A 24,414-nucleotide genomic window follows, 5' to 3' on the forward strand; every position below is an offset into this window, starting at 1 on the left:
CTTCGGACAGGGGCAAAGCCGTACTTTCGTGGAACCTATTTTCGTCCGACGAACCAGTCCTGCAGCTTGTCGATACGCGCCTGCAGCTGATCAGTTGTAGCCTGCGGCACCGCAGGTCCACCGCAGACGCTGCGCAGCTTGTTGTGGATCTGCCCGTGCGGGGTGCCGGTGCGGGCAGCCCATGCCGAGACATTCTTCGACAGCTTGGTGCGCAGCTCCATCATGCGGCGGTGGTCGGAGACCGGCTCGGGCTTGGTGCCGCCCTTGGAAATCTGCTTGTTCTGCTGCTTGCGCAGCAGTTCGGAAACCTGTTCGGTATCCAGCAGGCCCGGGATGCCCAGGAAGCCGAGTTCTTCTTCACTGCCGATGTCGGCGCCGGTACCGAATTCGCCACCGTCAAAGAGGACGCGGTCAAAGGAGGCCTGCGAGTTCAGCGCTTCGAATTTATTGCGCGTCAGCTCGTCGCTGGCCTTGTCTTCCTTGTTCGCTGCTTCCAGCAGCGAGTCATCCAGCCCGTCTTCGTCCTTGGAGCCTTCACGATCCAAGGCGTGGTCGCGTTCGACTTCCATCTCGTTGGCCAAGGCCATCAGGATCGGCACCGAGGGCAGGAAGACCGAGGCCACTTCGCCGCGCTTGCGGCTACGCACGAAGCGGCCGACCGCCTGGGCGAAGAACAACGGAGTGGAGGTGGAGGTCGCATAAACGCCCACGCACAGACGCGGAACGTCCACGCCCTCGGAGACCATGCGCACCGCAACCATCCAGCGCGCGTCGGATTCGGAGAAATCGTCGATCTTCTGCGATGCCTTGGGGTCATCGGAAAGAATGGTGGTGACCTTCTCGCCGCAGATTGCTTCGAGCTGGGCCGCGTAGCCGCGCGCGTCCTCGTGGTCGGTGGCGATGATCAAGCCGCCGGCGTCCTTCACGGTGCGGCGGACCTCCGAGAGCCGCCGGTCAGCGGCCTGCAGCACCGATGGGATCCAGTCGCCGTGCGGGTCCAGCGCGGTGCGCCAGGCATGGGCGGTGACATCCTTGGTGAAGCCTTCACCGAGGTTTGCTTCCATCTCCTCGCCGCCGGAGGTACGCCAGCGCATATTGCCCGAATAGGCCATGAACAGCACCGGACGGACCACGTGGTCAGCCAGGGCGCTGCCGTAGCCGTAGGTGTAGTCCGCTTTGGAACGGCGAATGCCGTCGCCCTCGTCCACATACTGCACGAAAGGGATCGGGGCGGCATCGGAACGGAACGGGGTACCGGTCAGGGCCAGCCGCCGGGTGGCTGGTTCGAATGCTTCACGAATGCCATCGCCCCAGGACAGGGCATCGCCCGCGTGGTGCACCTCATCCATGATCACCAGGGTGCGGGCATCCTCGGTTTTGGCGCGGTGGACCGCTGGCTTCAGCGAGACCTGGGCATAGGTCACCACCACGCCCATGTAGTGCGAGCCGTGCCGGCCGTCGGAGTTCTTGTAGTTCGGGTCAAGGGCGATGCCCACACGCGCTGCCGCATCCGCCCACTGCTTTTTCAGGTGGTCGGTAGGCGCGACAACGATCATGCGGTTGATCTTGCCCGAGTCGATCAGCACTTTGGCCAGGCGCAGCGCGAAGGTGGTCTTACCTGCGCCAGGGGTCGCCACTGCCATGAAGTCTTTGGGCTCCGTGTCGAAGTACCGGGCCAAGGCCTCGGCCTGCCAGGCACGCAGCTTCGGCCCGGTTCCCCAGGCCGCACGTTCCGGGTACGCTACCGGTAGCTTGTCTTCTAGTGGAAGCTTGTCGCCAAAATCAAAGAGTGTCTCGGTCATTTACCTTTTCCCGGCCGCGTGCATTGTGTGAAGTAGTGCTAGTTCATTCGCAGCACTACCCCATCATGGAGTCGTAGACTTCCTTGCACTCGGGGCATACCGGGAATTTCTGCGGATCTCGGCCTGGCGTCCAGACCTTGCCGCACAGAGCGATCACTGGGTCGCCGGTCATTGCCGACTCCATGATCTTTTCCTTCTGCACGTAGTGAGCAAAACGCTCATGATCTCCGGCCTCGACACTCTGAGTTGTCTCGGTACGTTCAATCGTGGCAGTGCCACCGCGGGTTTCTTCAGACTGTTCCACCATGCCTCCAAGTCTAATACGGATTGCCACTCCTGTCCGCGTGGCAAGCATGGGAGCTTGTCCACATTGACTTTGCTGCGCTTCGCGAGGCCGCTGCATCATTTTCTTCATATCATCAAGTCACCGCCTAATTTCCAGCACGCCTGCGTTGTGTTGCGATGGAGTTGGAGCTGGATATTGCGCCAATTGGGCGCGACCTGATCAATATCCTGTGAACCTCTTTGCACTCAAGACAGGCAAATGGCCGCCTAGCGGAAAATGGCTTCCCGCTAGACGGCCAAGGGCCGGGATATGCAGCTGCTGCGCCTACTTATTGAGCATGACCGACTGCATCAGCTCCGGAATGCGCTTCTCGTACCATTTGCCACCGAGGGCAATGCCGCCGAGCATCAGTCCGATGCCCAGGACCAGGCCCGCGCCCAAGGTGATGAAGCCGAAGGACTGCGATTGCTTCACCCAGCCGATGATGTACGGAATAAGTACCGGGATCAGCAAGAGGCCCATGGCGAGCATGATTCCCAGCTGGGTCAGCGCCATGCGCATGCCGTTGCCAGGAGGAGTCTTCATCGGGTTATCACCCGGCAGCGGCACCGAATAGGTGTAGCGGGCCGAGGACACCGACGCGACGCCCAACGCAATGAGCAGCGCAGCCAGTGACAGGCCCAGGTCGCCCGGGATGCGCCACAGCGCACCGGAGATGAGGCCCGGCAAAATGGCTGCCGCCAGGACTGGAATGATGGCAATCAGGAAACAGGACAGCACCCGTCCTGCGCGATCAGCACGGCCGGGAATGCCGGTCAGTGCGTGCAGCGCAAAGGCCGTGTTGTCGTAGGAAATGTCGGCAGAGATGGAGAAGCCCATCAAGATACCGATCAACGGGCCCAGCAGATACATCATCACGTAGCTGCCGGACTGGTTGCCGGTGAACCAGAAGAGCAACGGCAACATCGGCACAATGAGCACGCCAATGGCGTAGCGCGGATCCTTGAACCAGTAGGTCAGCGCGCGGGCAGCCACGGCGCCAGTTGGCGTGGCCGGCAACAGCTTGAAGAAGCCCAGCCCCTTGGCCGTGGCCGCGCGCTGCTCTGGCGGCGGGGTCACGGTCGCTTTCGCGGTAGCCCGAGCCAGCAGGAGGTAGAGTCCGCCAAGGTAGAATACGCCCAGCACCAGATGAATGGCCATCTGCCCGTAAAGCGCCGAGGCAAAGGCGCCGGGAATCGCGGCGAAGGCACCCAACGGGGTGTAGCCCAAGACCGCGGCAATTGGATAGATCCAGTCGCTCATGCTCTCCGCGGCAGCGAATACCGAGGTCATGATCGGTCCCACGCCGATAAGCACCACGAACAGCAGGACGAAGGTCAATTCACGGAAGCGGCGCTTGGCCCGCAGCGCGGTCGCCATGATCACCAGATACTGGCAAAGCAGAATCGCCATCACGGCGGTCGCCACCGCTGCCAGCAGGGCAAGCATGAGCGCACCTGCATCGAATCGCCACATCAGCGAGGCGCCGAGCAGGCCCGCAATGGTCAGCACCGCGGGAATCGAGATGAAGCCAGCCAGCACCAGCGCTGGCCCCAAGGTCTTTTCCGGAATCCCGAAGTGGACAAAGCGTGAAGGTTCCAGGGTGAGATCAACACCGGTCAGCAGCGGCGGGATAATGGCCCAGCCAAGCACCACGGCCGACCCGATCAAGGTGAAGATTTCACTCTGGAAAGGAATATCGCCGGCGGTAAACCACATGGCCAAGGTCAGCATGGTGATCATGCCCAGTGCGTACAGGCCACCGATAATGACGCCGATCAGCTGGCCAACGGAGCGCTTGAAGCCATTGGCCAGCAAGCGCAGTTTCAGGCTCAGGACGTGCGCAACCATGACAGCCCCTCATTATTAGCGCGGCCGCCCACCAGATCGACAAAGCGATCTTCCAGGCTCATGCCGCCGCGGACTTCATCCACGGTGCCCTGCGCCTTGAGCATGCCATCGGAAATGACCGCCACATGCGTGCACATGCGCTGGACGAGGTCCATCACATGCGAGGAAACGATGACGGTGCCGCCGAATTCGACGTAGTTATTCAGGATGTCGCGGATATTTGCCGCCGATACCGGGTCCACCGCTTCAAACGGTTCATCCAGGACCAAGAGCTTTGGCGAGTGGATCATCGCGGTAGCCAGGGAAATCTTCTTGGTCATGCCGGCCGAGTAATCCACCACCAGCTTGTCGCCGTCATCCAGCAGATCCATCACACGCAGCAGGTCTTCGGTACGCTGGGCAACTTCTGCACGATCCATGCCGCGCAGCAATCCCGAGTAGGTCACCAGCTGGCGGCCGGTCAGCCGATCAAACTGGCGCACGCCATCAGCCAGGACTCCCAGGGTGGCCTTGGCCGCTTGCGGATCAGCCCAGATATCCACGCCGCTGACCAGTGCTTGGCCTGAATCCGGGCGCAGCAATCCCGTTGCCATGGAAAGCATGGTGGTCTTGCCGGCACCATTGGGTCCGACAAGACCATAGAAGGAACCCGCAGGAACTTGCAGGCTGACGTTGTTCACGGCAATCTTGGCGCCGAATTGCTTGGCGAGACCCCGGATGTCCAGTGCGATCTGATTCATAGCTTAAGGCTAGCAATGCCCCTAGTCAGATCGCATCATCCTTTGGAGTTAAACCCTGGGATAAGGCAAACGCCGCGACCAAGGGAAAAACCTTGGGTCGCGGCGCTTAGACTACTTGGTTCAGTCCCGAGATGTCACCCTAGAAGAGTACGCGTGCCAGCTTCTGCCGCGAGGCAGCTACGCGTGGATCATTGTTGCCGATCACCGCATAGAGCTCAATCAGGCGACGGCGTACCCGCTCACGATCTTCATCAGCCAGGCGGGAGATCAGCGAAACCAGCCGGGCGAAGGCATCCTCGACATGTCCGCCTACCACGTCCAGGTCTGCTACCTCCAGCTGCGCTGCGATATCTTCAGGGTTCTGCGCGGCTTGCTCGCGGGACTTGTTCAGATCCAGGTTGTGCGTGCGCGAAAGCAGTCGGACCTGGTACACGCCGATCTGCGCGTCCTTGTCGTTCGGCTTCTCGTTCAGCGCTTCCAGGTAGGCGGCCTCGGCGGCGGCGTAGTCCCCGGCATCGATGGCGTCCACGGCCTTCTGGTGCAGCGGCGGCAGCTCTGGTTCAGGCTGGCCGGCCTGCCCGGAGAATGCCGGGGCGGTACCGCTCATGCCCTGCTGCACTGCGAGCTGTTCAAGCTGTGCGAAAACCTGAACAATTTGCTCTTCGTCGGCAGGACCCTGGAACAGCGGCACAGGCTGGCCCTTGATCAGCGCAACCACCATTGGGATCTGCTGCGCCTGGAAGGCCTGGGCGATCTGCGGGTAGGTTTCTGCATCCACCAGGCCGAGGACGAATTTGCCGCCCTTGGCATCCACCAGCTTGCGCAGCGTCGCATCCAGGTCCGCAGAGACCTGCACGCGAGGCGAGCCGAGGGAAACGATGGCAGGTACCTGCTGGGACATTCCAACGAACTGCTGGAACGCGGCCTCATCCAGATTGGTGGTCCAGCTTGCCGGACCAGCCGGCATGCTGTCGGTAGCCTCCGGGCCATGGCTGGCCAGGGCGGAGAGATCTACCGCACCGCGGGTTGAGGGAATGTTCTGATCAGTCATGGGGATTAGTCAACTTCCTTCACATCGAGCAGGATCTGGCTGGCAGAGATCAGCTGGATCTTGTCCTTGGAACCATCGGCTGGCAGGTAGAACATCACCGGTTCGGCGTAGGTGCTTTCCACGTCGCCGTTCGAGGAGCTGGAACCCAGCAGCTGTTCGGTCAGCTTGTCGGTGCTCTTGAGCGGATCAGCGTCTTCGGTGCGGACGAAGAGCGCCTTGTTGTTCAGCTTGCCGGTAACGATCGCTCCGCCATCCGGGGTGGAAACCACCTTGGTATCGCCCTCGGTGACCGTGCGCTTGTACTTGACGTCCGCCTCGTTGGCTTCCTTGGATTCATCCTTCTGGGCTGCGTGCACTGCCTTGATGAAGTCCGAATCGGCAAACTTGTCCTTGTCCTTGGCCTTGGCATCGGTCAGCACGTTGCCCAATGCTTCCAGCGCCTTCTCCGGGGTCATCTGCAGGCCCTCGGCGTTGGCAGCCAGCTGCTTGGTCGACGGGTCGCCAACGGCGATGCCCGGGAAGGTGGAGTTCGGCAGCATCTGGCCAGCGAAGACAACCTTGAAGTTATCGCGGGCGTTGGCCTGCACCAGGGTCAGCGCCTGCGGCAGGGTGTCTGCATCATTGTTCTTCGCGGTCACCACGGAGATCACGCGGGGGAACTTGGCTTCGTTCGCATTCGGCACAGCGGCCGAGCGAATGACCTGGGTAGTGAGCGCCATCGGCTTGTCTACCTTGAATTTCTCCTTGAGCATGTCGTAGCGCTTATTGCGCAGGTACTTGAAGGCACCGGCGCTGCGTGGTTCCAGGGCCTTGGCGTCGTTCTTGTCATCGGCCTTGGCGACCTGCTTCTGGGCATCAGCCAGAACGCGCTTGAGCTGCTCTTCGGTGATAACCGGGAAGCTGGATACTTCTTCAACCGAGGAAGAGGCAGACTCCGAGCCCTTGGCTTCTTCGGACTTGCCCTCGTCCTTCTTGGCTTCATCCGACTGCTTGGCATCGTCCGACTTCTGTGCAGATTCCGAAGGCTTGGCGCTGGACTCGTCGCTTGGCGCCATTGGCAGCGAAACACCGGAGATCGCCAGGGCGACCACGGCCACGGCCGCTACCGAATGCTGGGTGTTCGACCCGGTCTTCGGCTTGCCCGGGCGCATGACCAGCAGGGCCAGTCCGAAGACCAACAGCAGCGAGCCGGCAATGATCAGCGGCAGGGCAAATGGCATCGCGTCATCGTTCGCGTAGGTTACCGAGATATCCACCGGAGCGGCATCCTTTCCGCCTGCGGCCAGCAGCAAGGACCAGTCGCCGGAATCCGGAGCGGTCCAGCGGTAGGTCATGGTCTGATCCGCGGTCTGCGAGTCGAAGAAGATGTCATCACCGGCGGGATTAGGCACATCGGCCTTGCCCTTGGCGTATTCGGCGATCATCTTGTGGTTTTCGGTGTCGATGCCGGTGACCGATACATGCGCTGCATCGCCAATCCACGCCTCAACGTCATAGTCACGGCCCAAGGATGCAGTGAATTCACCCTTTGACTTGATCACCAGTTCCACCGGGTCCAGCTTGGGGTCGTTGACCGAGGATTCAATCAGGGTCAGCGATGCCTCATCAGCTAGTTGCGGCATGGTCGCGGTCACCGTTTCGGGCGGGGCCCAAAAGGTCTTCTGTCCGATGCCGACTACCAGGGCCGCGGCCCCCAGCAGCATCGCGATCACGGAGATTACTTTTCGCACAAGTTCACCTATTCGCCTACGTCTCACAGCTGTTCTTTGACAAGTCTAACGAGTTGGAGCCGATCATGGTTCCGATCCGCGCCTGTGAACTGGCTCAACAACGCAACAGCACGGTGTCTTGAACCACTTAACAGAGGCCAATGCGCGATATGCTCTGACCCATGGAGCCTGATCAGCCGCACCCGCATCGCGATAAGCACGCATCGGAGGAGCGTTCCGACGCGTCGGAACGCTCCTCCGGACCAGCAACCTCCGGCCCGGAATCCACAGCGCATTCCCAGCCTCATGAGGGCAATTCCCAACCGGTGGCACCTGCTGCCTCCAGCACGCAGGTCCCCCGCTATCCCGGTGCTGGTCCAGCGGGCAATAATGCGGCCCGCGACGGCTGGACCAAGAAGATCGCTGGTCGCGTGGGCAAGATGCTCAACACCCCGCAGCGCAGTGCGGCCCTCGGCGAGGAACCGGAGCATCCGCTGGATGGCTCCCCCGAACCGATTCCGGCGCTGCACCCTATTTCCATGGGCTTCCTGGGCACCATCGGCGTGGGCATCGCCCTGGGCGGCTATTACCTGCTGACCAACGTCGGTTCGCTGATGACCTGGATTGCCATCGCGCTGTTCATCGCCCTGGGCCTTGACCCGATCGTGCGCTTCATGATGCGCAAGGGGTTGACCCGCCCGCTGGCCGTGACCGCGACCATGGTCAGCTTGCTGGCGATCTTCGGCGGCTTCATGGCCTTGATCATCCCTACCCTGGTCAACCAGATCACCGCCTTCATCACGCGGGCGCCCGAAATCGTAGATGATTTCCTCAATAGCGATTGGGTCCGGGAACTCGACCGGCAGTACGCGGTCTCCCAGCGCATCACTACCGAGGTCGACCGTTTCTTTGGCGATTCAGGCGCGGTGACCAATGTGTTCGGCGGCGTTTTGGGCGTATCGCAAACCGTCGCCCAGTCCATGTTCGGCGTGCTGATCGTACTGGTGCTGGCCATCTACTTCCTGGCTTCCCTGCCCGGCATGATGGGCTTCTCGCTGCGCATGGCCCCGCGCTCCAAGCGCGACCGCGTGGCCGAACTGACCGTGCGCATTACCCGCTCCGTGGGCAACTACGTGATGGGACAAGCCACCGTGGCCATACTGAACTGCCTGGTGGCGCTGGTCCTGATGAGCATCCTGGGTGTTCCATTCACCGCGCTGCTCACCTTGCTGGTGGCGTTGCTGGCGTTCATCCCATTGGTCGGCGGGGTTATCGCCGGCGTGCTGGTCACCTTGGTGACGTTGTCCTTGGGCTGGCAGACCGCGCTGATCTACGCGGTCTGCTACTTCGGCTACCTGCAAATCGAAGCCTACTTCGTCTCGCCGCGCATCATGCGCCGTGCGGTGGCAGTTCCCGGCGCGGTCGCGGTGATCTCGGTGATTGCCGGTGGTACCCTGGCCGGGGTAACCGGTGCGCTGATGGCCATTCCGGTGGCAGCCAGCGCCATGATCCTGCTGCGCGAGGTCTTCATCGCGCGGCAGGACCGCCGCTAGCACCTGCCCGTCAGGCGGCTGGACTAGTAGCGGTAGGAACGGGTTTCCCAGCAGTGCGGATGCCAGTGGCGGCGCGCATTGGCCGCGGCGTCATCGCCCGACCAGTGGTCCGCGCGCCATGCGACAACGTGGGCAACTCCAACGCCGATGGAACGGTGGCACCCCGGGCAGGTGTAGAGCTTATTGGCGTTCAACGGCGCGATCTTGCGTACATGCCATTGGCCATCGGGGGCATCCTGGCGGAGCACCACGCCGAAGCGAGCACGTTGCATCCACTCTTCTTGGCCCGATCCGTATTCCTGCTCTTCATCCCCGGAACCGTAGCCGGAGCCGGAGTTCCGGCCTTTGGCAGGTCGGGAATTCTTGGAGCGGCGCGGGCGGTTGGAACGTGGCATGTCTTTAATCATGCCGTATCTCCCGGCACAAGTCGCAACCAGCTAGTAAAGTGTGTGGGGTGCGTTTAGTGGTAGCAAAGTGTTCAGTTGATTACGAGGGCCGTCTTCGAGCCCACCTTCCGTTGGCGACCCGCTTGATCATGGTCAAGGCCGATGGCTCGGTTCTCATCCACTCGGACGGCGGCAGCTACAAGCCGCTGAACTGGATGAATCCGCCGTTGACCCTGCGTGAGGCAGATCCCGATGAGGACGCCGCGGCATTGGGTGCCACCGCTACGTGGACCGTGGCCAGCGCGAAGACCGATGACAAGCTGACCATCCACTTCCACAGCTTCGAGCACGACTCGGCCCACATCCTGGGCACCGATCCGGGGTTGATCAAGGACGGCGTCGAGGCCGACCTGCAGCGCCTGCTGGCCGAGCAGATCGAGCTGCTCGGCGCCGGCCACCAGCTGATCCGCCGCGAGTACATGACCGCCATCGGCCCGGTGGATATCCTGGCCCGCGATGCCAAGGGCGCCACGGTAGCCGTAGAGCTCAAGCGCCGCGGCGATATCGACGGAGTGGAACAGCTGACCCGCTACCTGGAGCTGCTCAACCGCGATCCGCTGCTCAAGCCGGTAACCGGCATCTTCGCCGCCCAGCAGATCAAGCCGCAGGCCCGCACCTTGGCCGAGGACCGCGGAATCCGCTGCCTCACCTTGGATTATGACGCAATGCGCGGTGTCGACGACTCGGCAGGACGCCTGTTCTAGGGCTGCTGATCCTCCCCAGCTGCTTAGCCCTTGAGGCATCCCCTGTGGCTCGCCCGCACGCGAAATAGCCCAGGCCGTCAAGCCGGATCTTCCGACCGCCCTGGCATCCTTCGCTTCGCCATCCAGAAAGCGGCATCCCGACTGCTAGTCTGATCTCCTCTACCTAATAAGCTTCGTGCCGCACAGCACGAGCCGGCCTTGCCCGGGAGGACAATTGGATCCGCTGACAGCTTCGCTCATGGCCATTGGCAGCGGTTCCGCTGCGGGCCTGCGGCCCTATTTCACGGTCTTGGCCCTGGGTATCGTGGGACTCGCGATCCCCGACAGCGCACCTGAAATGATCGCCTCGGCGGCTAGGCAGATCCCGGCGAGCATTGCGAATCCGTGGGTTCTGGCGATCTGCGCCGTGCTGGCCATTGGCGAGGCCGGCCTGGATAAGATCCCGTTCCTGAACTTGTCCATGGAATCGGTCTCGGTGTGGTTGCGACCTGTTTTCGGGGCTCTCGTAGGCATGGGGCTTGGCGCCAATTCCGGAGCCGAGGTTGCCGTGCTGACCGGACTGCTCGGTGCGGGCTCTGCACTGTCGGTGAGCCTGGGAAAATCTTCGGTGACCGCGGCAACCAATGCCGTGCCCGAACCTATCACCCAGTGGGTGCGCAGCCTGATCGAGGATCTTGGCGCGCTTGTTCTCGTCGCCGCAGCCGTACTGGTTCCGATGCTGGCCGCCGTGCTTGGCCTGGTTGCCATTGCCATCGGGTTCTTCCTCTACCGGATATTCCGCAAGGCCTACCGTTCGATGAAGCGCAAGTTCAGCAGCGTCAAGCAAGACCAGGCTGCCGCGCGAGCCGCGCGCGAAGCGCAGCTGCCCACCGGCCAGAAGGCCACCGTGCTGCAATCGCTCCAGCGCATTGCCTCTGGCACCGGGCCCGGGCACCAGGATCCTCCCCGGAAGCGCAGCTAACGGCATTTTCCCGGCCTGGCCAAGGCGCAAGGATGCCGCCGAGCTTGGGCCGGGCGCGTCCAGCATCGCCAAGCGGCAACTGCGCTGTGAGAATAATTTGCCCAGTCGGTGACTGAACGCCTTCTCTCTTCTAAGCTGGGAACATGACTACGACGCGCTACGCCCTTTTCGCCACCCTGATTTCCGATGGTCTCAAGGTCACCGATGGCGTGCTTGCCGTCGACGGTGACCGCATCCGTTTTGCCGGCAACCGCGATGACTTCAATGCCCTGTCCGATGCGGCCGACTACCCGGTGCGCGAGGTGGCCCCGGGCTCCATCATCATCCCGGGCCTGATCGACCTGCATTGCCATGGCGCCCTCGGTGCGGACTTCTCGGCACCGGAGCATGCCAGCGTCACCGAAGCGGTAGAGTACCTGCACCGTTCGGGCACCACTACCCTGCTCGCGTCGCTGGTCACCGCCGAGCCATCGTCCATGATCGAGGCCGCCGAGCTGCTCGCCGAGCTGGCGGAGGCCGGCCAGGTTGCCGGCATCCATGCCGAGGGCCCGTTCCTCTCCGAAACCCGCTGCGGCGCCCAGGATCCGCGCTTCCTGCAGGATCCTGATCCGGAATTCGTCAGCGAGCTGGTGGCCGCCAGCCGCGGCCAGCTGCGCACCATGACCTACGCTCCGGAACTGGCTGGCAGCGAGGAACTGGTTGAGCAGCTGGTCTCCCACGGCGTGGTCCCCTCGCTGGGGCACACCGATGCCAGCGCCCAATGCACCTCCGATTCCCTGCGCTTTGCCCGCGAACAGCTGCGCAGTGCCGGGGTGGATGGCTTCACCGAACGCCCTACGGTCACCCACCTGTTCAACGGCATGCCTTCGCTGCACCACCGCGAGCCCGGTCCGGTGGCCGCCTGCCTGGAAGAGGCGGCGAACCGCAATGCGTTCGTGGAGCTGATCGCTGACGGGGTGCACCTGTCCCCCGATACCGTGCGCCTGGTCTACCGCCTGGTCGGCGGCGGCAACATCCTGCTGGTCAGCGATTCAATGGCGGCCACCGGTTTGGCCGATGGGCAGTACACCCTCGGCCCGCAGGATGTGAATGTGGCCCTGGGCCAGGCACGGCTGGCTAGCGACAATTCCCTGGCAGGTGGCACCTGCACGCTGTTGGAGATCGTTCAGCGCGCCGTGCAGGCAGGGGTCTCGCTGGTCCAGGCGGTCAACTCGGCCACTTCCATCCCGGCCTCGCTGATCGGCCTGGCCGACGAGGTCGGTTCCCTGCACTACGGCTTCGCTGCCGATGCGCTGATCCTGGATGCCGATCTGCAGCTGGTCCAGACGATCCGCAATGGGCAATACCTCTAGTCCACGCAGGACTCCGGGCACCAAAAGCCATTTCGCGCGCGAGATGGCTTTTGGTGCCGTTCACCGCCCGTCGGCGAGCTGGCTGAGCAGCTCAAGCTCCTCGGCCCGCTCCAGGCCAGCACGCCGGGGCCGGTCCAATCCGCGGACCCGTTCATCGGCCAGCACGTCGCCGAGCAATTCTTCCACGCCCCGCTCCGGGCCGTTGGCCAGGGCGTACCGCTGGTTGCTGCGCTGGGCGAAGCCGTGGTCTTCTGGCGCAATCCACAGCGGCAGCGAACGCGCCCCGGCCCAGTAATTGACGTGGTGTTCGCGCAGCCACGCGTCCTGGGCGGTGACCAGCTCGCCGCTGAAACCTGCAATCCGCGCGGCCGCGCTGAGGAACTGGGCGAAGCCATGGGGTGTTCCGGCCACGTTGAAAGTTCCGGTCAGCGAACGCGCGGCAGCCTCGATGATCCACGCAGCGGCATCGCGCACGTCGATCGCCTGCACATGGCGGCCCGCGGTAGGCGGGATGAGGACCTGGCCGGCACCGGCCAAGGCCATGCGCGAAACCCAATAGGAAAAGCGGTCGCTGGGATCGCCAGGTCCGGCAAGCAGCCCCGGACGGGCAATGAGCAGCCGGTCTGCAACCATCGCCGCGCTGGCCCGTTCGGCAGCGACTTTTGCCTTCCCGTAATCGCCGGGATCGGACGGTTCATGCACCGGCGCGTCTTCGTCGGCACCCGGTTGCTGCGCGCTGGTATAAACCGAGATGGAGGAAACCAGGGTCCAGTGGCCTGCGTGGGCGGACAGGGCCGCCAGCGCTTCCTGCACGAAACGCTGGTCATAGGACAGCTCGATGACTTCATCGAGGCCGATACCCCGTACCGCGTCATAGGCCCCGGGCTGGCTCCGGTCGGAGCGCACCAGCTGCGCCCCTTCAGGGACCGCGCCCACGCTGCCGCGGGCCAAGCAGGTCACTTCCTGGCCGCTGCGGACCAGCTGCCGCGCCAGCTCGTGGCCGAGCCACGCGGTACCGCCAAGGATCAAGGTTCGTTTCATGCGTACAGTCAACTACGCCGAGCTCTGCGGGCACAGGCATTTCGCACTCAGCGCAGTTCCTTCCAAGGCGGGTTTCAGCCCTGCTGCGTCCCCGGCCTGCCCGCCCGGATGATCCGCATGATCCCTATGGCCCCGGCAGCGGCCAGCAGCAGCAGGCCGGCAGCCTCCAGCCCCGCGCTGGCAGCACCGATGCTGCCGCGGGCCAATCCCAGGTCCAGGACCATGAGCGCGCCTGCCACCCATGCCAGCGTCCGTTCGCCCTCGCGGTAGACCGGCTGCGCGTTCTGCTCGGTGATCTGGAAGGGGTAGTTGAGCCGGGCCGGGTGTTTCGAGCCCCAGGCGATGAGCAGGATCGTTGCGAGCATCGCCGTGCTGCCCCACAGCATCTGCGGCCCATGGCCGTAGCGGCCGGTTGTGCCGCCCGCATCCGGATTGGTGGCTGCGGTGTCCGCTATCCCCCGGTACTCCCAGAGCATCCATGCGCAGATGAGCAGGGCGCCGAGCACGCTGGCGATCCGCAGCGCCTTCACGGCCTTGCCGCTCTGGTACGTCCTCGCAGGACGCCGTGCTGAGCTCGGATCCATGGGTACGCGCTCCCTGAGCCAATGTCCTGCTGGTCTCCCCAGCCTACCAACTTTGCCCCTGCCCGGGGACGCGAAAACCGCCGCTGCATCTGCAACGGCGGTTTTGCTTTATCAAGTTCTAGATCTGCCAGCTTCCGGCAATCGGCCCGGCTTCGAGCCAGGCCGAGAAGCCGGTGTAGTCACGGTAGTCCATGGCCAGCAGCAGCTCATCTCCGCTGCGCACCAGCATCACGATGATGAATCCTGGCGGGATCCGCGAGGTTTCCTCATCGGTGGGCTGGCGTGTCCCGGTGATATCCAGGCCACGGCGCTCGATCACGAAACTCGGGACCGGGGAGACAGAGAAAAACCGCAACAGGTCCACATGCGCTCCGCCGTAGCGGCCGATGACCATCATCCATTTGCCCGAAGGCGTGAAGATGGATGCATCGAAGGTGCCCAGCGTGCGCCGCAACTGAATGCGGCGCACGGCCATGGCTCCGAAGAACATGGCGATGCCGATCAAGATCAGCAACGCGATCAGAACTGGTGCGGTTATCTCAAACAATTCATCGCCTACGCTGCGGTACCAAGCACAGCGTTGTCGGCAACGATCACTACGCGATCCGAATCAACAGAGAAGAAGCCTCCATCGATCTGGACCGAGAAGCGGGACTCGGAAACCGGTTCGATTTCCAGGTCCCCAGCGGCAAGCACGGACAGCATCGGAACGTGACCGGGCAGAACACCGATCTCGCCGTCCACCGAACGAGCCTTGACCAGCTTCGCAGCGCCGGACCACACGAAGTGGTCAGCCGCGACGATTTCGACCTGAAGCTCAGCCATAATTAGCTGGCCTTCTGGATTTCGGCCCACTGGCGCTCGACGTCGTCAAGACCGCCGATGTTGAAGAACGCCTGCTCTGCAATGTGGTCCAATTCGCCATCGCAAATGGCCTTGAAGCCTTCGATGGTGTCCTTGATCGATACGGTCGAGCCCTCGACACCGGTGAACTGCTTTGCGGTGTAGGTGTTCTGCGAGAGGAACTGCTGGATACGGCGTGCACGGGCAACGACGATCTTGTCCTCTTCGCCCAGTTCGTCGATACCCAGGATCGCGATGATGTCCTGCAGTTCCTTGTTCTTCTGCAGAATGGCCTTCACGCGGATGGCTACATCGTAGTGATCCTGGCCAATGTACTGCGGATCCAGGATTCGCGAGGTCGAGGTCAGCGGGTCGATCGCCGGGTACAGGCCACGCGACGCGATTTCACGCGAAAGCTCGGTGGTTGCATCCAAGTGGGCGAAGGTTGCTGCTGGAGCCGGGTCGGTGTAGTCATCGGCCGGGACGTAGACAGCCTGCATCGAGGTGATCGAGCGGCCCTTGGTCGAGGTGATGCGTTCCTGCAGCAGACCCATTTCATCGGCCAAGTTCGGCTGGTAGCCCACGGCGGAAGGCATGCGGCCCAGCAGGGTCGACACCTCGGAACCGGCCTGGGTGAAGCGGAAGATGTTGTCGATGAAGAGCAGCACGTCCTGGTTCTGGACATCGCGGAAGTATTCCGCCATGGTCAGAGCCGACAGTGCCACGCGCAGACGAGTTCCAGGTGGCTCATCCATCTGGCCGAACACCAGTGCGGTGTCCTTCAGGACGTTTGCCTCGTCCATTTCGACCCAGAGGTCGTTGCCTTCACGGGTGCGCTCGCCAACACCGGCGAATACCGAGGTACCACCGAAGTTACGTGCAACACGGGTGATCATTTCCTGGATCAGCACGGTCTTGCCAACGCCGGCGCCGCCGAACAGGCCGATCTTGCCGCCCTTGATGTAAGGGGTCAGAAGGTCGATCGACTTGATGCCGGTTTCCAGCATTTCGGTCGAGCCCTCAAGCTCCGAGAACTTCGGAGGCTGGCGGTGGATTGGCCAACGCTCGGTGACCTGGATCTCCGAGTTGTCAACGTCCAGGGCGTCGCCCAGCACGTTGAAGATGTGGCCCTTTACGCCGTCGCCTACTGGGACGGAGATTGCAGCGCCGGTATCGGTCACCGAAGCACCGCGGACCAGGCCGTCGGTGGCCTGCAGCGATACTGCGCGGACCAGGCCCTCACCGAGGTGCTGGCTGGTCTCGAAGGTGATCTTCTTGGTTTCGCCGTTGAGGGTCAGCTCAGCGGTCAGTGCGTTGTAGATAGCAGGCAGTGCGTCGGCTGGGAACTCGACGTCCACGACCGGGCCAGTCACGCGCGCGATGCGACCGATGGCCCCTGCGGTAACCTGCTCGTTGAGTTGGGCAGTCATCTTTCTCACTTCTTGTCTGGTCGGAGTATCGGTAATTAGCTGTTCAGCGCGTCGGCGCCGGCGATAATTTCCGAAAGCTCCTGGGTGATTTCAGCCTGACGGGCATTGTTGAGCAATCGGGTGTACTTCTTGATCAGTTCACCAGCGTTGTCGCCTGCGGCCTTCATGGCGCGCTGGCGTGCAGCGAGCTCGGAAGCTGCGGACTGCAACTGGCAGTTGAACAGTCGAGAATCGATGTAGCGCGGAAGCAGCGCGTCAAGCACTTCTTCCGGCGATGGCTCAAACTCGTACAGTGGCAACAGCTCGTCGGTTGGGGTCTCGGATTCATCCTCGACAACCTCCAACGGCAACAGACGGATGACCGTCGGTTCCTGCGTGACCATCGACTTGAACTGGGTGTAGACGACGTGGATCTCGTCCACGCCACCCTGCTCGAAATCGGTGTCGAAGTCCTCAAGGAGGACGTCGCGCAGCTCGCGTGCGGTTTCGAAACGCGGGGAATCCGTTTCCCCGGTCCACACTCGTGCGTACTCGCGTGAACGGAAATCAAAGTAAGCCTGGGCCTTGCGGCCGACCAAGTAGGTCTTGACTTCCTTGCCTTCTTCACGCAGGAGTTCCACGAGGTGCTCTGCCTGCTTCAGAACGCTGGCGGAGTAGGACCCGGCAAGTCCTCGGTCCGAAGTCATCACCAAGACGGCGGCGCGGCGTACCTGCGCCGGCTCGGTGGTCAGTGGATGCTCGACATCGGCCTGGGACGCGACGGCGGTTACTGCACGGGTAATCGCATTGGCATACGGCAGCGAAGCCGAGACACGCGTACGTGCCTTGCCAATGCGGGATGCAGCGATCAGTTCCATCGCCTTGAAGATCTTGCGCATCGACTTGGTCGATCCGATCTTCTGGCGGTAGACCCGAATCTGGGCTCCCATGTGTGTCCTTTCCTTATCCCCTACCTTGGGAGGGCGGCGCCGTTACCGGCGCCGCTCCCCCTTGGCAAGGAAATTGTCAGCGCTTCTGCTTGACGATCTTTTCCTGGTCAACGGACTCGGAATCGAGAGCGTCGTGCTCTTCGTGTCCGGCTGCGACAAGCTTGTCGTCGCCTTCGCCGAAGAAGCCGGCCTTGAAGTCCGCAACAGCGGTCTTCATGGCTTCCAGAGTCTCGTTCTCCAGCTTGCCGGTCTGGCCAATCACGGTCAGTACATCGGTGCGGTGGCGCAGGTAGTCGATGAACTCGCCCTCGAAGCGGCGTACATCCTCAACCGGGACATCGTCCAGGTAGCCGTTGGTGCCGGCCCAGATCGAAACGACCTGGTCCTCAACCGGGTACGGGGTGTACTGGCCCTGCTTGAGCAGTTCCATCAGGCGCGCACCACGGGTCAGCTGCTGCTTGGAAGCAGCATCCAGGTCCGAAGCGAACATTGCGAATGCCTGCATGTCGCGGTACTGGGCCAGTTCCAGCTTCAAGGTACCGGAGACCTTCTTCATGGCCTTGACCTGTGCCGAACCACCAACGCGGGATACCGAGATACCCACGTCGACAGCTGGACGCTGGTTGGCGTTGAAGAGGTCCGACTGCAAGAAGATCTGGCCGTCGGTGATCGAGATGACGTTGGTCGGGATGAACGCGCCCACGTCGTTTGCCTTGGTTTCGATGATTGGCAGACCAGTCATCGAACCCGCACCCAACTCGTCCGACAGCTTGGCGCAACGCTCAAGCAGGCGGGAGTGCAGGTAGAAGACGTCACCTGGGTAGGCTTCGCGTCCTGGCGGACGGCGCAGCAGCAGGGACACGGCACGGTAGGCTTCAGCCTGCTTCGACAGATCATCGAAGACGATCAGAACGTGCTTGCCGCCGTACATCCAGTGCTGGCCGATGGCCGAGCCTGCGTATGGAGCCAAGTACTTGAAGCCGGCCGGGTCGGATGCCGGGGACGCCACGATGGTGGTGTACTCCAGTGCGCCCTGCTCTTCGAGGGTCTGGCGAACGGCAGCGATGGTCGATGCCTTCTGGCCAATTGCCACGTAGACGCAGCGAACCTGCTTGGTCTGATCGCCGGATTCCCAGTTAGCACGCTGGTTCAGGATGGTGTCAACCGCGATAGCGGTCTTACCGGTCTGGCGGTCGCCAATGATCAGCTGACGCTGGCCACGGCCGATCGGGATCATGGCGTCAATAGCCTTCAGACCGGTCTGCATTGGCTCGTGCACGCTCTTGCGCTGGGTCACGCCTGGTGCCTGCAGCTCCAGGGCGCGACGGCCCTCGGCAGCGATTGGGCCCAGGTTGTCCAGTGGCTCGCCCAACGGGTCGACCACGCGGCCCAGGTAGCCGTCGCCGACTGGAACCGAAAGGATCTCGCCGGTGCGCTCTACCTTCTGGCCAGCTTCGATGCCGGTGAAGTCACCAAGCACAACGACACCAATTTCGCGGGTATCGAGGTTCTGGGCCAGGCCCAGGGTGCCATCTTCGAACTTCAGCAACTCGTTGGCCATGACGGAAGGAAGGCCTTCCACTCTGGCGATGCCGTCGCTCGCGGCGACGACGCGTCCCACCTCGGTGCGCTCTGCCTTACCCGGTTCGTAGGAAGATGCGAACTCGTTTAGGGCATCGCGGACGTCGTTGGCATTGATGGTCAAATCGGCCATCTGCAGTCCCTGCTCTCCTAAATTGTGATCCGGTCCATTGGACCGAATCGAATGTGAATGAAGTCTGTTGTGGTCCTGGCAGCCAGGAACACCAGGCGAAGGATCACTCCCTAGCCCAATGAGTCCTAGCTGGCCAAGGCGCGGCGCAACTCGGCCACGCGTGATGCCACGGAAGCGTCGACAACTTCGTCGCCAACCTTGACTACCAGTCCACCGACCAGCGATGGGTCGGTAGTGGCGTTGAGCTTGAGCTGACGACCGTATAGCTTGTTCAGGCTGGTCTCCAGGCGCGAAAGCTGGGCTTCGGAAAGTTCTACAGAGCTGGTTACCGAGGCAATCCAGCGCTGCTGGCGCTTGGCCACGAGCTCTACGAAACGTCCAACCAAAGCTGCTGGCTTCAAACCGCGGGGGTTCGAAACTGCCTGGGAGATCAAAACCTGCGAGGTCTGCGACGCGTTAGGCACGAGCTTCAGCGCGAGAGTGCGCTTAGCCTCGACTGGGGCCTGTGCATCATCCAACGCACGCTGCAGTTCGTGATTGCCACGCACTGCCTCGATGAAGGAGAACAGATCCTGCTCCAGCTTGTTCAGCCCCGAAGCGCCGTCCTGCTGCTCTGCCACTGCGGTGACCGCAGTGACAGCCAGCGATTCGAGCGCATCGCTAATGTCGCGTTCCGAGCTCCAGCGGGTAGAAGCCAGCTGTGCGACGACGTCCTCGGCGTCAGCCGAGACCTTTCCGTGCAGCAGCTGAGCCAAAAGGCCTGCCTTGTCGGCATTTCCACGGGCTGGGTCAGTCATTGCGCGGCGGAGACCGGCATTTGCATCCAGTACTTCCAGGACCGCGAACAGTTCCTTAGGCAGCTCAATAGATGCCAGTGCCAGCTTGGGTTCCAGGAACGCCAAAGCCTTTGCCAGTGACTCGCTCGATACACTTGCCATTAGTTCGATGCACCTGCGTTCTGCTGAGCTTCCAAATCGGTCAGGAACTTGTCAACCACGCGCTGGGCACGGGCATCGTCCTGCAGAGCTTCGTCAACAACCTTGCTTGCAAGCTCGGTAGCCAATGCGCCCACGTCGGTGCGGAGCGAAGCCAGAGCGGATACGCGCTCAGCTTCGATCTGGCGGTGCGACTGCTCGGTGATACGAGCTGCCTCATCGGTTGCCTTGGTCTTCAGATCCGCGAGGATCTGAGCACCTTCGCTACGAGCTTCCTCACGGATGCGGTTTGCTTCGGTGCGGGCTTCCAGAAGCTGGGCCTTGTACTGTGCCAAGGTCTCCTCTGCTTCCTTCTGCGCTGCTTCAGCCTTCTCCAGGCCACCTTCGATCGCGGTGACGCGATCTTCATAGGACTGCTCGAACTTCGGAGCAATTACCTTGATGACGATGAACAGAAGGACCGCGAAACCAACACCCGTGACGAGAATTTCCCACGGGTTCGGCAACAGCGGGTTGACCGATTCGCTCGCAGCGAGGATGAAATCAGTGCTGTTCATTCTCACTATTCCTTATCTACTAGTTTCCGCTTGTGTGTACGCCTCGCGATAGTGGCGAGGCCACTACAGTTGCGAAAAGACTAGGCGCCGATGACGAAAGCGAAGACCAGGCCCAGGATGGCCAGTGCTTCAGCAAGTGCGAAGCCAAGCATGGCGATTGGCTGCAGGATGCGCTGAGCCTCAGGCTGACGTGCAACACCGTTGATGTAGGCAGCGAAGATCAAGCCAACGCCGATAGCCGAACCGATAGCAGCCAGGCCGTAGCCGATCATATTCAGGGAGCCGTGCAACATGTGATTATGTTCCTTTCAAGATACCGCGCGTTTGCCGGTAGGTTGTGAGGTATTCCTTGAGTGGCTCAAGGAAGATCTTTGTGGGTTGGAAGAAAAGAAGAGTTGGCCTAGTGGGCGTCGGCTTCAATTGCACCCTGGAGGTAGATCGCAGTCAGCAGCGCGAAGACAAACGCCTGCAGGACCATGATCAGCAGTTCCAGGAAGTACATAGCGACCGAGCCAACGATGACCAGGATGCCAAGGCCGTTCATGGCCAGGGAGTCCTGGACAACGATCAGGTGACGAGCGCCGGCAGCTGCCAGCATCACGATCATGTGACCGGCCAGCATCGTTGCCATCAAACGCAGCGAGTGCGTCAGCGGGCGAACGATGAAGTTAGAAATGATTTCCAACGGAATCATCAGTGGCATGATCCAGCCCGGAACACCGGACGGGACGACGGCCAACTTGAAGTAGCGGATACCGTGGTTCTTCAGGCCTACAGCAATCCAGGTGCCGTAGATGATGATAGCCATCGCGTATGCAGAACCAGCGTGTGAGAACGATGGAAGCTGCAACAACGGAATCGCGCCGAAAAGGTTGTTCAGCAGTACGAAGAAGAAGGTCGCGAACAGCAGAGGAATCCAAGGACGGAAGTTCTTCTCGCCGATGATGTCGCGGCCAATTCCGTTACGTACAAACGCGTAACCGGACTCAGCGATGTACTGCATCTTGCCTGGAACCAACTTCGGGTTCTTGATGGTCTTAGTGAAGAACCAAGTGATAAGCACGATCGAAAAAACGATCATGAGCATCTGCTTGCCGAAACCGGTTCCGTACTCAGCGAACCACGGGAAAATATCCGGGAGGTGGGTATCGGACACGGATGGCGGTACGAAGCCGCCTTCTTCTGAGGCCATTGGGAGCGCAAACGCGAACAACGCGCTGTCCTCTCTGCAGTAACGGTCACGGGCAAAAGGCGGTGACTGGCGGTAACTGCCTCTCACCGTGTGAAGAAAAGATCAAACGGGGATCCCATCATGGCCCATGCCGAAAGCATCAACCTTGATGGAGGTCCATCTGCGGGTTACCCCGCGGATGCATCTTGCGTATTCCGCCCGCAGTTAAGCGGACGGCCAAAAATGACCCGAAGTAAGCTTATCAAACTCACAGCACCCCACCGACACAAAGTCGCGCGGAATACTCTATTCCTCGTTGTAGATAGCGAGACGAGCCTTCATGAAGGCACGCACCTCGCCAACCTGCCAGGCAACAAGGGAGATAGCTGCTGCAAGAACGAATCCCTGGCGGTTAACCCAATCGGGCAACCCCAGGTTCAACAACACGAAGGCGATACCAAAAACCTTGATGACAAAGACACCCAAGAACGCGGGCATGGCCCACGAGTGGCGAATTCGCCCTGCAGCTTCGGCGATGAGAATGCCAATCGCGAAAAAGCCAATCACAATCCCGGCAGCTAGCGCGCCAGAAAGCGCGTAGCGAAGATCGGCAACCAACCATGAAATCAGGAAAAATACGGCGGTAGCGATCACCGAATACACCAGTGACAAGCCAAGAATCGGCAACCAGATGGATTTCGGGGCTGACGAAGCACTGACGCGGGCAGAACCAGAATTCACGTCCGCAACCTTTCTTCGTCAACACCGAGGGACCATCGTGCACCCATCGATGCTGATGAAACTTGAAACTTCCACCCATTCCCGAAAGAGCAGATGAAAGAAGATCCAAATTGAATTCTACACGAGATAGAAACAGATTGCTTGTGCGTTACTTGGCTATTTGATCGGGCTAGGCTTTGCCCATGCGCTTGCGTAAGGCCTCAACCCGCTTGATCACCAACGGACGCCACGTTGCAACCGCTGCCACTAGGAACAACAGCAAGGCCATCGGGACCACCAGAATGACCGGGATGAAGGCGATGGAAACCACTGAGACTGCAATCACGGCCGCCCAAAGGTAGAGCAGAATCACCGATTGGCGCACCGAGTGCCCCTGGGCCAGCATCCGGTGGTGGATGTGCTTGGCGTCCGGGGAAAAGGGTGAGCGTTTGTTGGCCAACCGGCGGAAGACCGAGAGCACAAGGTCTAGAACTGGTAGGAAGACAATCACCATCGGCAGCAGCATCGGCATGTAGGCCGGGATGTTGCGGAAGCGCCGAGCCTCCAAGCCCTGCACATCACCGGTCACCGCCACCGCGGCCACCGAGAGGATCATGCCGATGGCAAGGACTCCGGTCTCCCCCATGAAGATATTCGCCGGGTTGAAGTTGTGCGGCAAGAAGCCCAGGCAGGCGCCGAGCAGCAAGGCGCAGAGCAGTGCCCCGATGTTCGCGTAGTCATCCGCGCTCACGTGCGTGGCCAGCACATAGGAGTACACGAAGAAGGTCGCCGCGCCAATGGCGGCCAGGCCAGCGGCCAGGCCATCCAATCCATCGGAGAAGTTGATCGCGTTCATGGTCAGCACGATCAGGAAAACGGTCACTACAATCTGCAGCCATTGTTCATCGATCTGCCACGAACCCACCGGCAGGGACTGGATGACGATTCCATGGGTGGCGACGAGCCAGCCGATCAGGATCTGGCCGGCGAGCTTCAGCCACCACTTCAGGTCGAACATGTCATCGGCCAGGCCCATGAGCACGATGACGCCCAGGGCGTAGGCGATTCCGCGGATGGCGTCGTCATTGCCGAAGACCCCGCGGAAGAAGTGGAAGTTGCTGGCCAGCCATAATCCTGCGGCGAAGGCGGCGATAATCGCCAGGCCGCCGAACTTCACGATCGGTTTTTCGTGCTGGTCGCGTTCGCGCACCAGCTGGTTGCCGGTGAAACGGTGGCCAAGGGTGCGGATGATCGGGGTGAGCAGGAACGAAACCGTAAAGCTGAACGCTATGAGCAGTACGTATGTTCTCATGCGTCGGTTTCCGGTGCGTCCTGTCCCAAATCGAGAACGCCAGGGACGACCACGCGCAGTTCCTCAATGGAAATCGCGCCCGAGCGAACCACCAGCAGGTTCTGGCCGGTGCAATCGATGATGGTCGATGGCAGCACTTCTTCCCCGGCCTCGCCGCGGGGGCCGCCATCAAGGTACACATCCACCGAATCCCCGAGCTGCGCGATGGCCTGCTCGACGTCCAGCGCCGCCGGGTTGCCGGTGCGGTTGGCCGAGGAAACGGCCAGCGGGCCGGTCTGGCCCAGGAGTTCCAGGGCGGTGTCATCGTTGGGCACGCGCAGCGCCACGGTGCCGCGGGTCTCCCCCAGATCCCAGGTCAGCGAAGGCTGGGCGTGCAGGATCAGGGTCAACCCGCCTGGCCAGAACGCTTCGGCCAGCTTGCGGGCGTCCTCGGGGATGTCCCGTGCCAATCCGTCCATGGTGGAACTCTGGGCGATCAGCACCGGAGGGGGCATGGTGCGGTTGCGGCCCTTGGCGGCCAGCAGCATGGCTACGCCCTGGGCGCTGAATGCATCAGCGCCGATCCCGTAGACGGTATCTGTAGGCAAGACGATGCAGCGCTTGTCCGCCAGCGCGGCCTTGGCTGCGGCGATGCCTTCAGCGTGTTCCTGCTCGTTGCTTACCGAAAATGTTGTGCTCACGGGA

General features: G+C 61.7%; 25 protein-coding genes. 4 read left to right on the top strand and 21 right to left on the bottom strand.

What is annotated here, in order from left to right; translation table 11 throughout:
- Positions 1-35: 35 nt before the first annotated feature.
- The 6 genes from ACRDT3_RS06030 to ACRDT3_RS06055 all read right to left on the bottom strand — a co-directional run bounded on the left by ACRDT3_RS06030 (position 36) and on the right by ACRDT3_RS06055 (position 7,499).
- A complete protein-coding gene (locus tag ACRDT3_RS06030; protein ID WP_431492124.1) occupies positions 36-1,802 on the bottom strand; it encodes a DEAD/DEAH box helicase in 1,767 nt (588 codons plus the stop codon).
- A 55-nt stretch (positions 1,803-1,857) separates the two neighbouring features.
- Positions 1,858-2,109: a DUF3039 domain-containing protein gene (locus ACRDT3_RS06035; RefSeq protein ID WP_105658424.1), complete on the bottom strand. Its 252-nt coding sequence runs from the start codon at positions 2,107-2,109 to the stop codon at positions 1,858-1,860.
- Positions 2,110-2,412: 303 nt separating this feature from the next.
- Positions 2,413-3,978: a transporter gene (locus ACRDT3_RS06040; protein ID WP_431492125.1), complete on the bottom strand. Its 1,566-nt coding sequence runs from the start codon at positions 3,976-3,978 to the stop codon at positions 2,413-2,415.
- Complete coding sequence (locus ACRDT3_RS06045) at positions 3,960-4,718, bottom strand: ABC transporter ATP-binding protein (RefSeq protein WP_431492126.1); 759 nt, start codon at positions 4,716-4,718, stop codon at positions 3,960-3,962. The genes ACRDT3_RS06040 and ACRDT3_RS06045 overlap by 19 nt, the downstream gene beginning before the upstream one ends.
- A 139-nt stretch (positions 4,719-4,857) precedes the next feature.
- Positions 4,858-5,769: a co-chaperone YbbN gene (locus ACRDT3_RS06050; RefSeq protein ID WP_431492127.1), complete on the bottom strand. Its 912-nt coding sequence runs from the start codon at positions 5,767-5,769 to the stop codon at positions 4,858-4,860.
- A gap of 5 nt (positions 5,770-5,774) precedes the next feature.
- Positions 5,775-7,499 carry a hypothetical protein gene (locus ACRDT3_RS06055; protein ID WP_431492128.1) on the bottom strand — a complete coding sequence of 575 codons (1,725 nt, stop codon included), beginning with the start codon at positions 7,497-7,499 and terminating at the stop codon, positions 5,775-5,777.
- A 161-nt stretch (positions 7,500-7,660) separates the two neighbouring features.
- Here ACRDT3_RS06055 and ACRDT3_RS06060 point away from each other — a divergent pair, with 161 nt between their 5' ends.
- Complete coding sequence (locus tag ACRDT3_RS06060; protein ID WP_431492129.1) at positions 7,661-9,031, top strand: AI-2E family transporter; 1,371 nt, start codon at positions 7,661-7,663, stop codon at positions 9,029-9,031.
- A gap of 23 nt (positions 9,032-9,054) precedes the next feature.
- Here the strand turns inward: ACRDT3_RS06060 and ACRDT3_RS06065 are convergent, their stop codons facing one another.
- On the bottom strand, positions 9,055-9,426 hold the full coding sequence (locus ACRDT3_RS06065) for a hypothetical protein (RefSeq protein ID WP_431492130.1): 372 nt from the start codon (positions 9,424-9,426) through the stop codon (positions 9,055-9,057).
- 59 nt (positions 9,427-9,485) lie between these two features.
- On the opposite strand from ACRDT3_RS06065, the gene nucS reads away from it, so the two are divergent.
- The 3 genes from nucS (at position 9,486) to nagA (ending at position 12,494) form a co-directional block, all read left to right on the top strand.
- Positions 9,486-10,181 carry an endonuclease NucS gene (nucS, locus tag ACRDT3_RS06070; RefSeq protein ID WP_431492131.1) on the top strand — a complete coding sequence of 232 codons (696 nt, stop codon included), beginning with the start codon at positions 9,486-9,488 and terminating at the stop codon, positions 10,179-10,181.
- Between the two features lie 214 nt (positions 10,182-10,395).
- The gene (locus ACRDT3_RS06075; protein ID WP_431492132.1) at positions 10,396-11,142 is read left to right on the top strand and encodes a DUF4126 domain-containing protein; all 747 of its coding nucleotides are present in this window, start codon (positions 10,396-10,398) and stop codon (positions 11,140-11,142) included.
- Between the two features lie 143 nt (positions 11,143-11,285).
- Positions 11,286-12,494 (top strand): N-acetylglucosamine-6-phosphate deacetylase, encoded by a 1,209-nt coding sequence (gene nagA / locus ACRDT3_RS06080; protein ID WP_431492133.1) that lies wholly within the window; start codon positions 11,286-11,288, stop codon positions 12,492-12,494.
- A 60-nt stretch (positions 12,495-12,554) separates the two neighbouring features.
- Here the strand turns inward: nagA and ACRDT3_RS06085 are convergent, their stop codons facing one another.
- From ACRDT3_RS06085 to ACRDT3_RS06150, 14 genes are all read right to left on the bottom strand, one after another.
- The gene (locus ACRDT3_RS06085; protein WP_431492134.1) at positions 12,555-13,535 is read right to left on the bottom strand and encodes an NAD-dependent epimerase/dehydratase family protein; all 981 of its coding nucleotides are present in this window, start codon (positions 13,533-13,535) and stop codon (positions 12,555-12,557) included.
- Positions 13,536-13,609: 74 nt separating this feature from the next.
- A complete protein-coding gene (locus ACRDT3_RS06090) occupies positions 13,610-14,119 on the bottom strand; it encodes a hypothetical protein (RefSeq protein ID WP_431492135.1) in 510 nt (169 codons plus the stop codon).
- A gap of 118 nt (positions 14,120-14,237) precedes the next feature.
- The gene (locus tag ACRDT3_RS06095; RefSeq protein WP_431492136.1) at positions 14,238-14,666 is read right to left on the bottom strand and encodes a DUF2550 domain-containing protein; all 429 of its coding nucleotides are present in this window, start codon (positions 14,664-14,666) and stop codon (positions 14,238-14,240) included.
- Positions 14,667-14,674: 8 nt separating this feature from the next.
- Positions 14,675-14,944 carry a F0F1 ATP synthase subunit epsilon gene (locus tag ACRDT3_RS06100; RefSeq protein WP_038990466.1) on the bottom strand — a complete coding sequence of 90 codons (270 nt, stop codon included), beginning with the start codon at positions 14,942-14,944 and terminating at the stop codon, positions 14,675-14,677.
- Between the two features lie 2 nt (positions 14,945-14,946).
- Complete coding sequence (gene atpD, locus ACRDT3_RS06105) at positions 14,947-16,392, bottom strand: F0F1 ATP synthase subunit beta (protein ID WP_133834459.1); 1,446 nt, start codon at positions 16,390-16,392, stop codon at positions 14,947-14,949.
- Between the two features lie 35 nt (positions 16,393-16,427).
- A complete protein-coding gene (locus ACRDT3_RS06110; RefSeq protein ID WP_133834460.1) occupies positions 16,428-17,321 on the bottom strand; it encodes a F0F1 ATP synthase subunit gamma in 894 nt (297 codons plus the stop codon).
- A 76-nt stretch (positions 17,322-17,397) separates the two neighbouring features.
- Positions 17,398-19,035, bottom strand: a complete 1,638-nt coding sequence (gene atpA, locus ACRDT3_RS06115) for a F0F1 ATP synthase subunit alpha (RefSeq protein WP_133834461.1) — start codon at positions 19,033-19,035, stop codon at positions 17,398-17,400.
- 125 nt (positions 19,036-19,160) lie between these two features.
- Entirely contained in the window at positions 19,161-19,973 is an 813-nt protein-coding gene (locus ACRDT3_RS06120; protein ID WP_133834462.1) for a F0F1 ATP synthase subunit delta, read from the bottom strand.
- Complete coding sequence (locus ACRDT3_RS06125; RefSeq protein ID WP_013348622.1) at positions 19,973-20,527, bottom strand: F0F1 ATP synthase subunit B; 555 nt, start codon at positions 20,525-20,527, stop codon at positions 19,973-19,975. The genes ACRDT3_RS06120 and ACRDT3_RS06125 overlap by 1 nt, the downstream gene beginning before the upstream one ends.
- A gap of 80 nt (positions 20,528-20,607) precedes the next feature.
- Complete coding sequence (locus ACRDT3_RS06130; protein WP_013348621.1) at positions 20,608-20,820, bottom strand: ATP synthase subunit C; 213 nt, start codon at positions 20,818-20,820, stop codon at positions 20,608-20,610.
- A 107-nt stretch (positions 20,821-20,927) separates the two neighbouring features.
- Complete coding sequence (atpB, locus tag ACRDT3_RS06135) at positions 20,928-21,719, bottom strand: F0F1 ATP synthase subunit A (RefSeq protein ID WP_102597914.1); 792 nt, start codon at positions 21,717-21,719, stop codon at positions 20,928-20,930.
- Positions 21,720-22,004: 285 nt separating this feature from the next.
- Positions 22,005-22,352 carry a hypothetical protein gene (locus tag ACRDT3_RS06140; RefSeq protein ID WP_431492137.1) on the bottom strand — a complete coding sequence of 116 codons (348 nt, stop codon included), beginning with the start codon at positions 22,350-22,352 and terminating at the stop codon, positions 22,005-22,007.
- A 256-nt stretch (positions 22,353-22,608) separates the two neighbouring features.
- A complete protein-coding gene (locus tag ACRDT3_RS06145) occupies positions 22,609-23,730 on the bottom strand; it encodes an MraY family glycosyltransferase (protein ID WP_431492138.1) in 1,122 nt (373 codons plus the stop codon).
- Entirely contained in the window at positions 23,727-24,410 is a 684-nt protein-coding gene (locus ACRDT3_RS06150) for an L-threonylcarbamoyladenylate synthase (protein ID WP_431492139.1), read from the bottom strand. The genes ACRDT3_RS06145 and ACRDT3_RS06150 overlap by 4 nt, the downstream gene beginning before the upstream one ends.
- Positions 24,411-24,414: the final 4 nt, after the last annotated feature.

The organism is Glutamicibacter sp., assembly GCF_050701915.1.
Lineage (GTDB): Bacteria > Actinomycetota > Actinomycetes > Actinomycetales > Micrococcaceae > Glutamicibacter.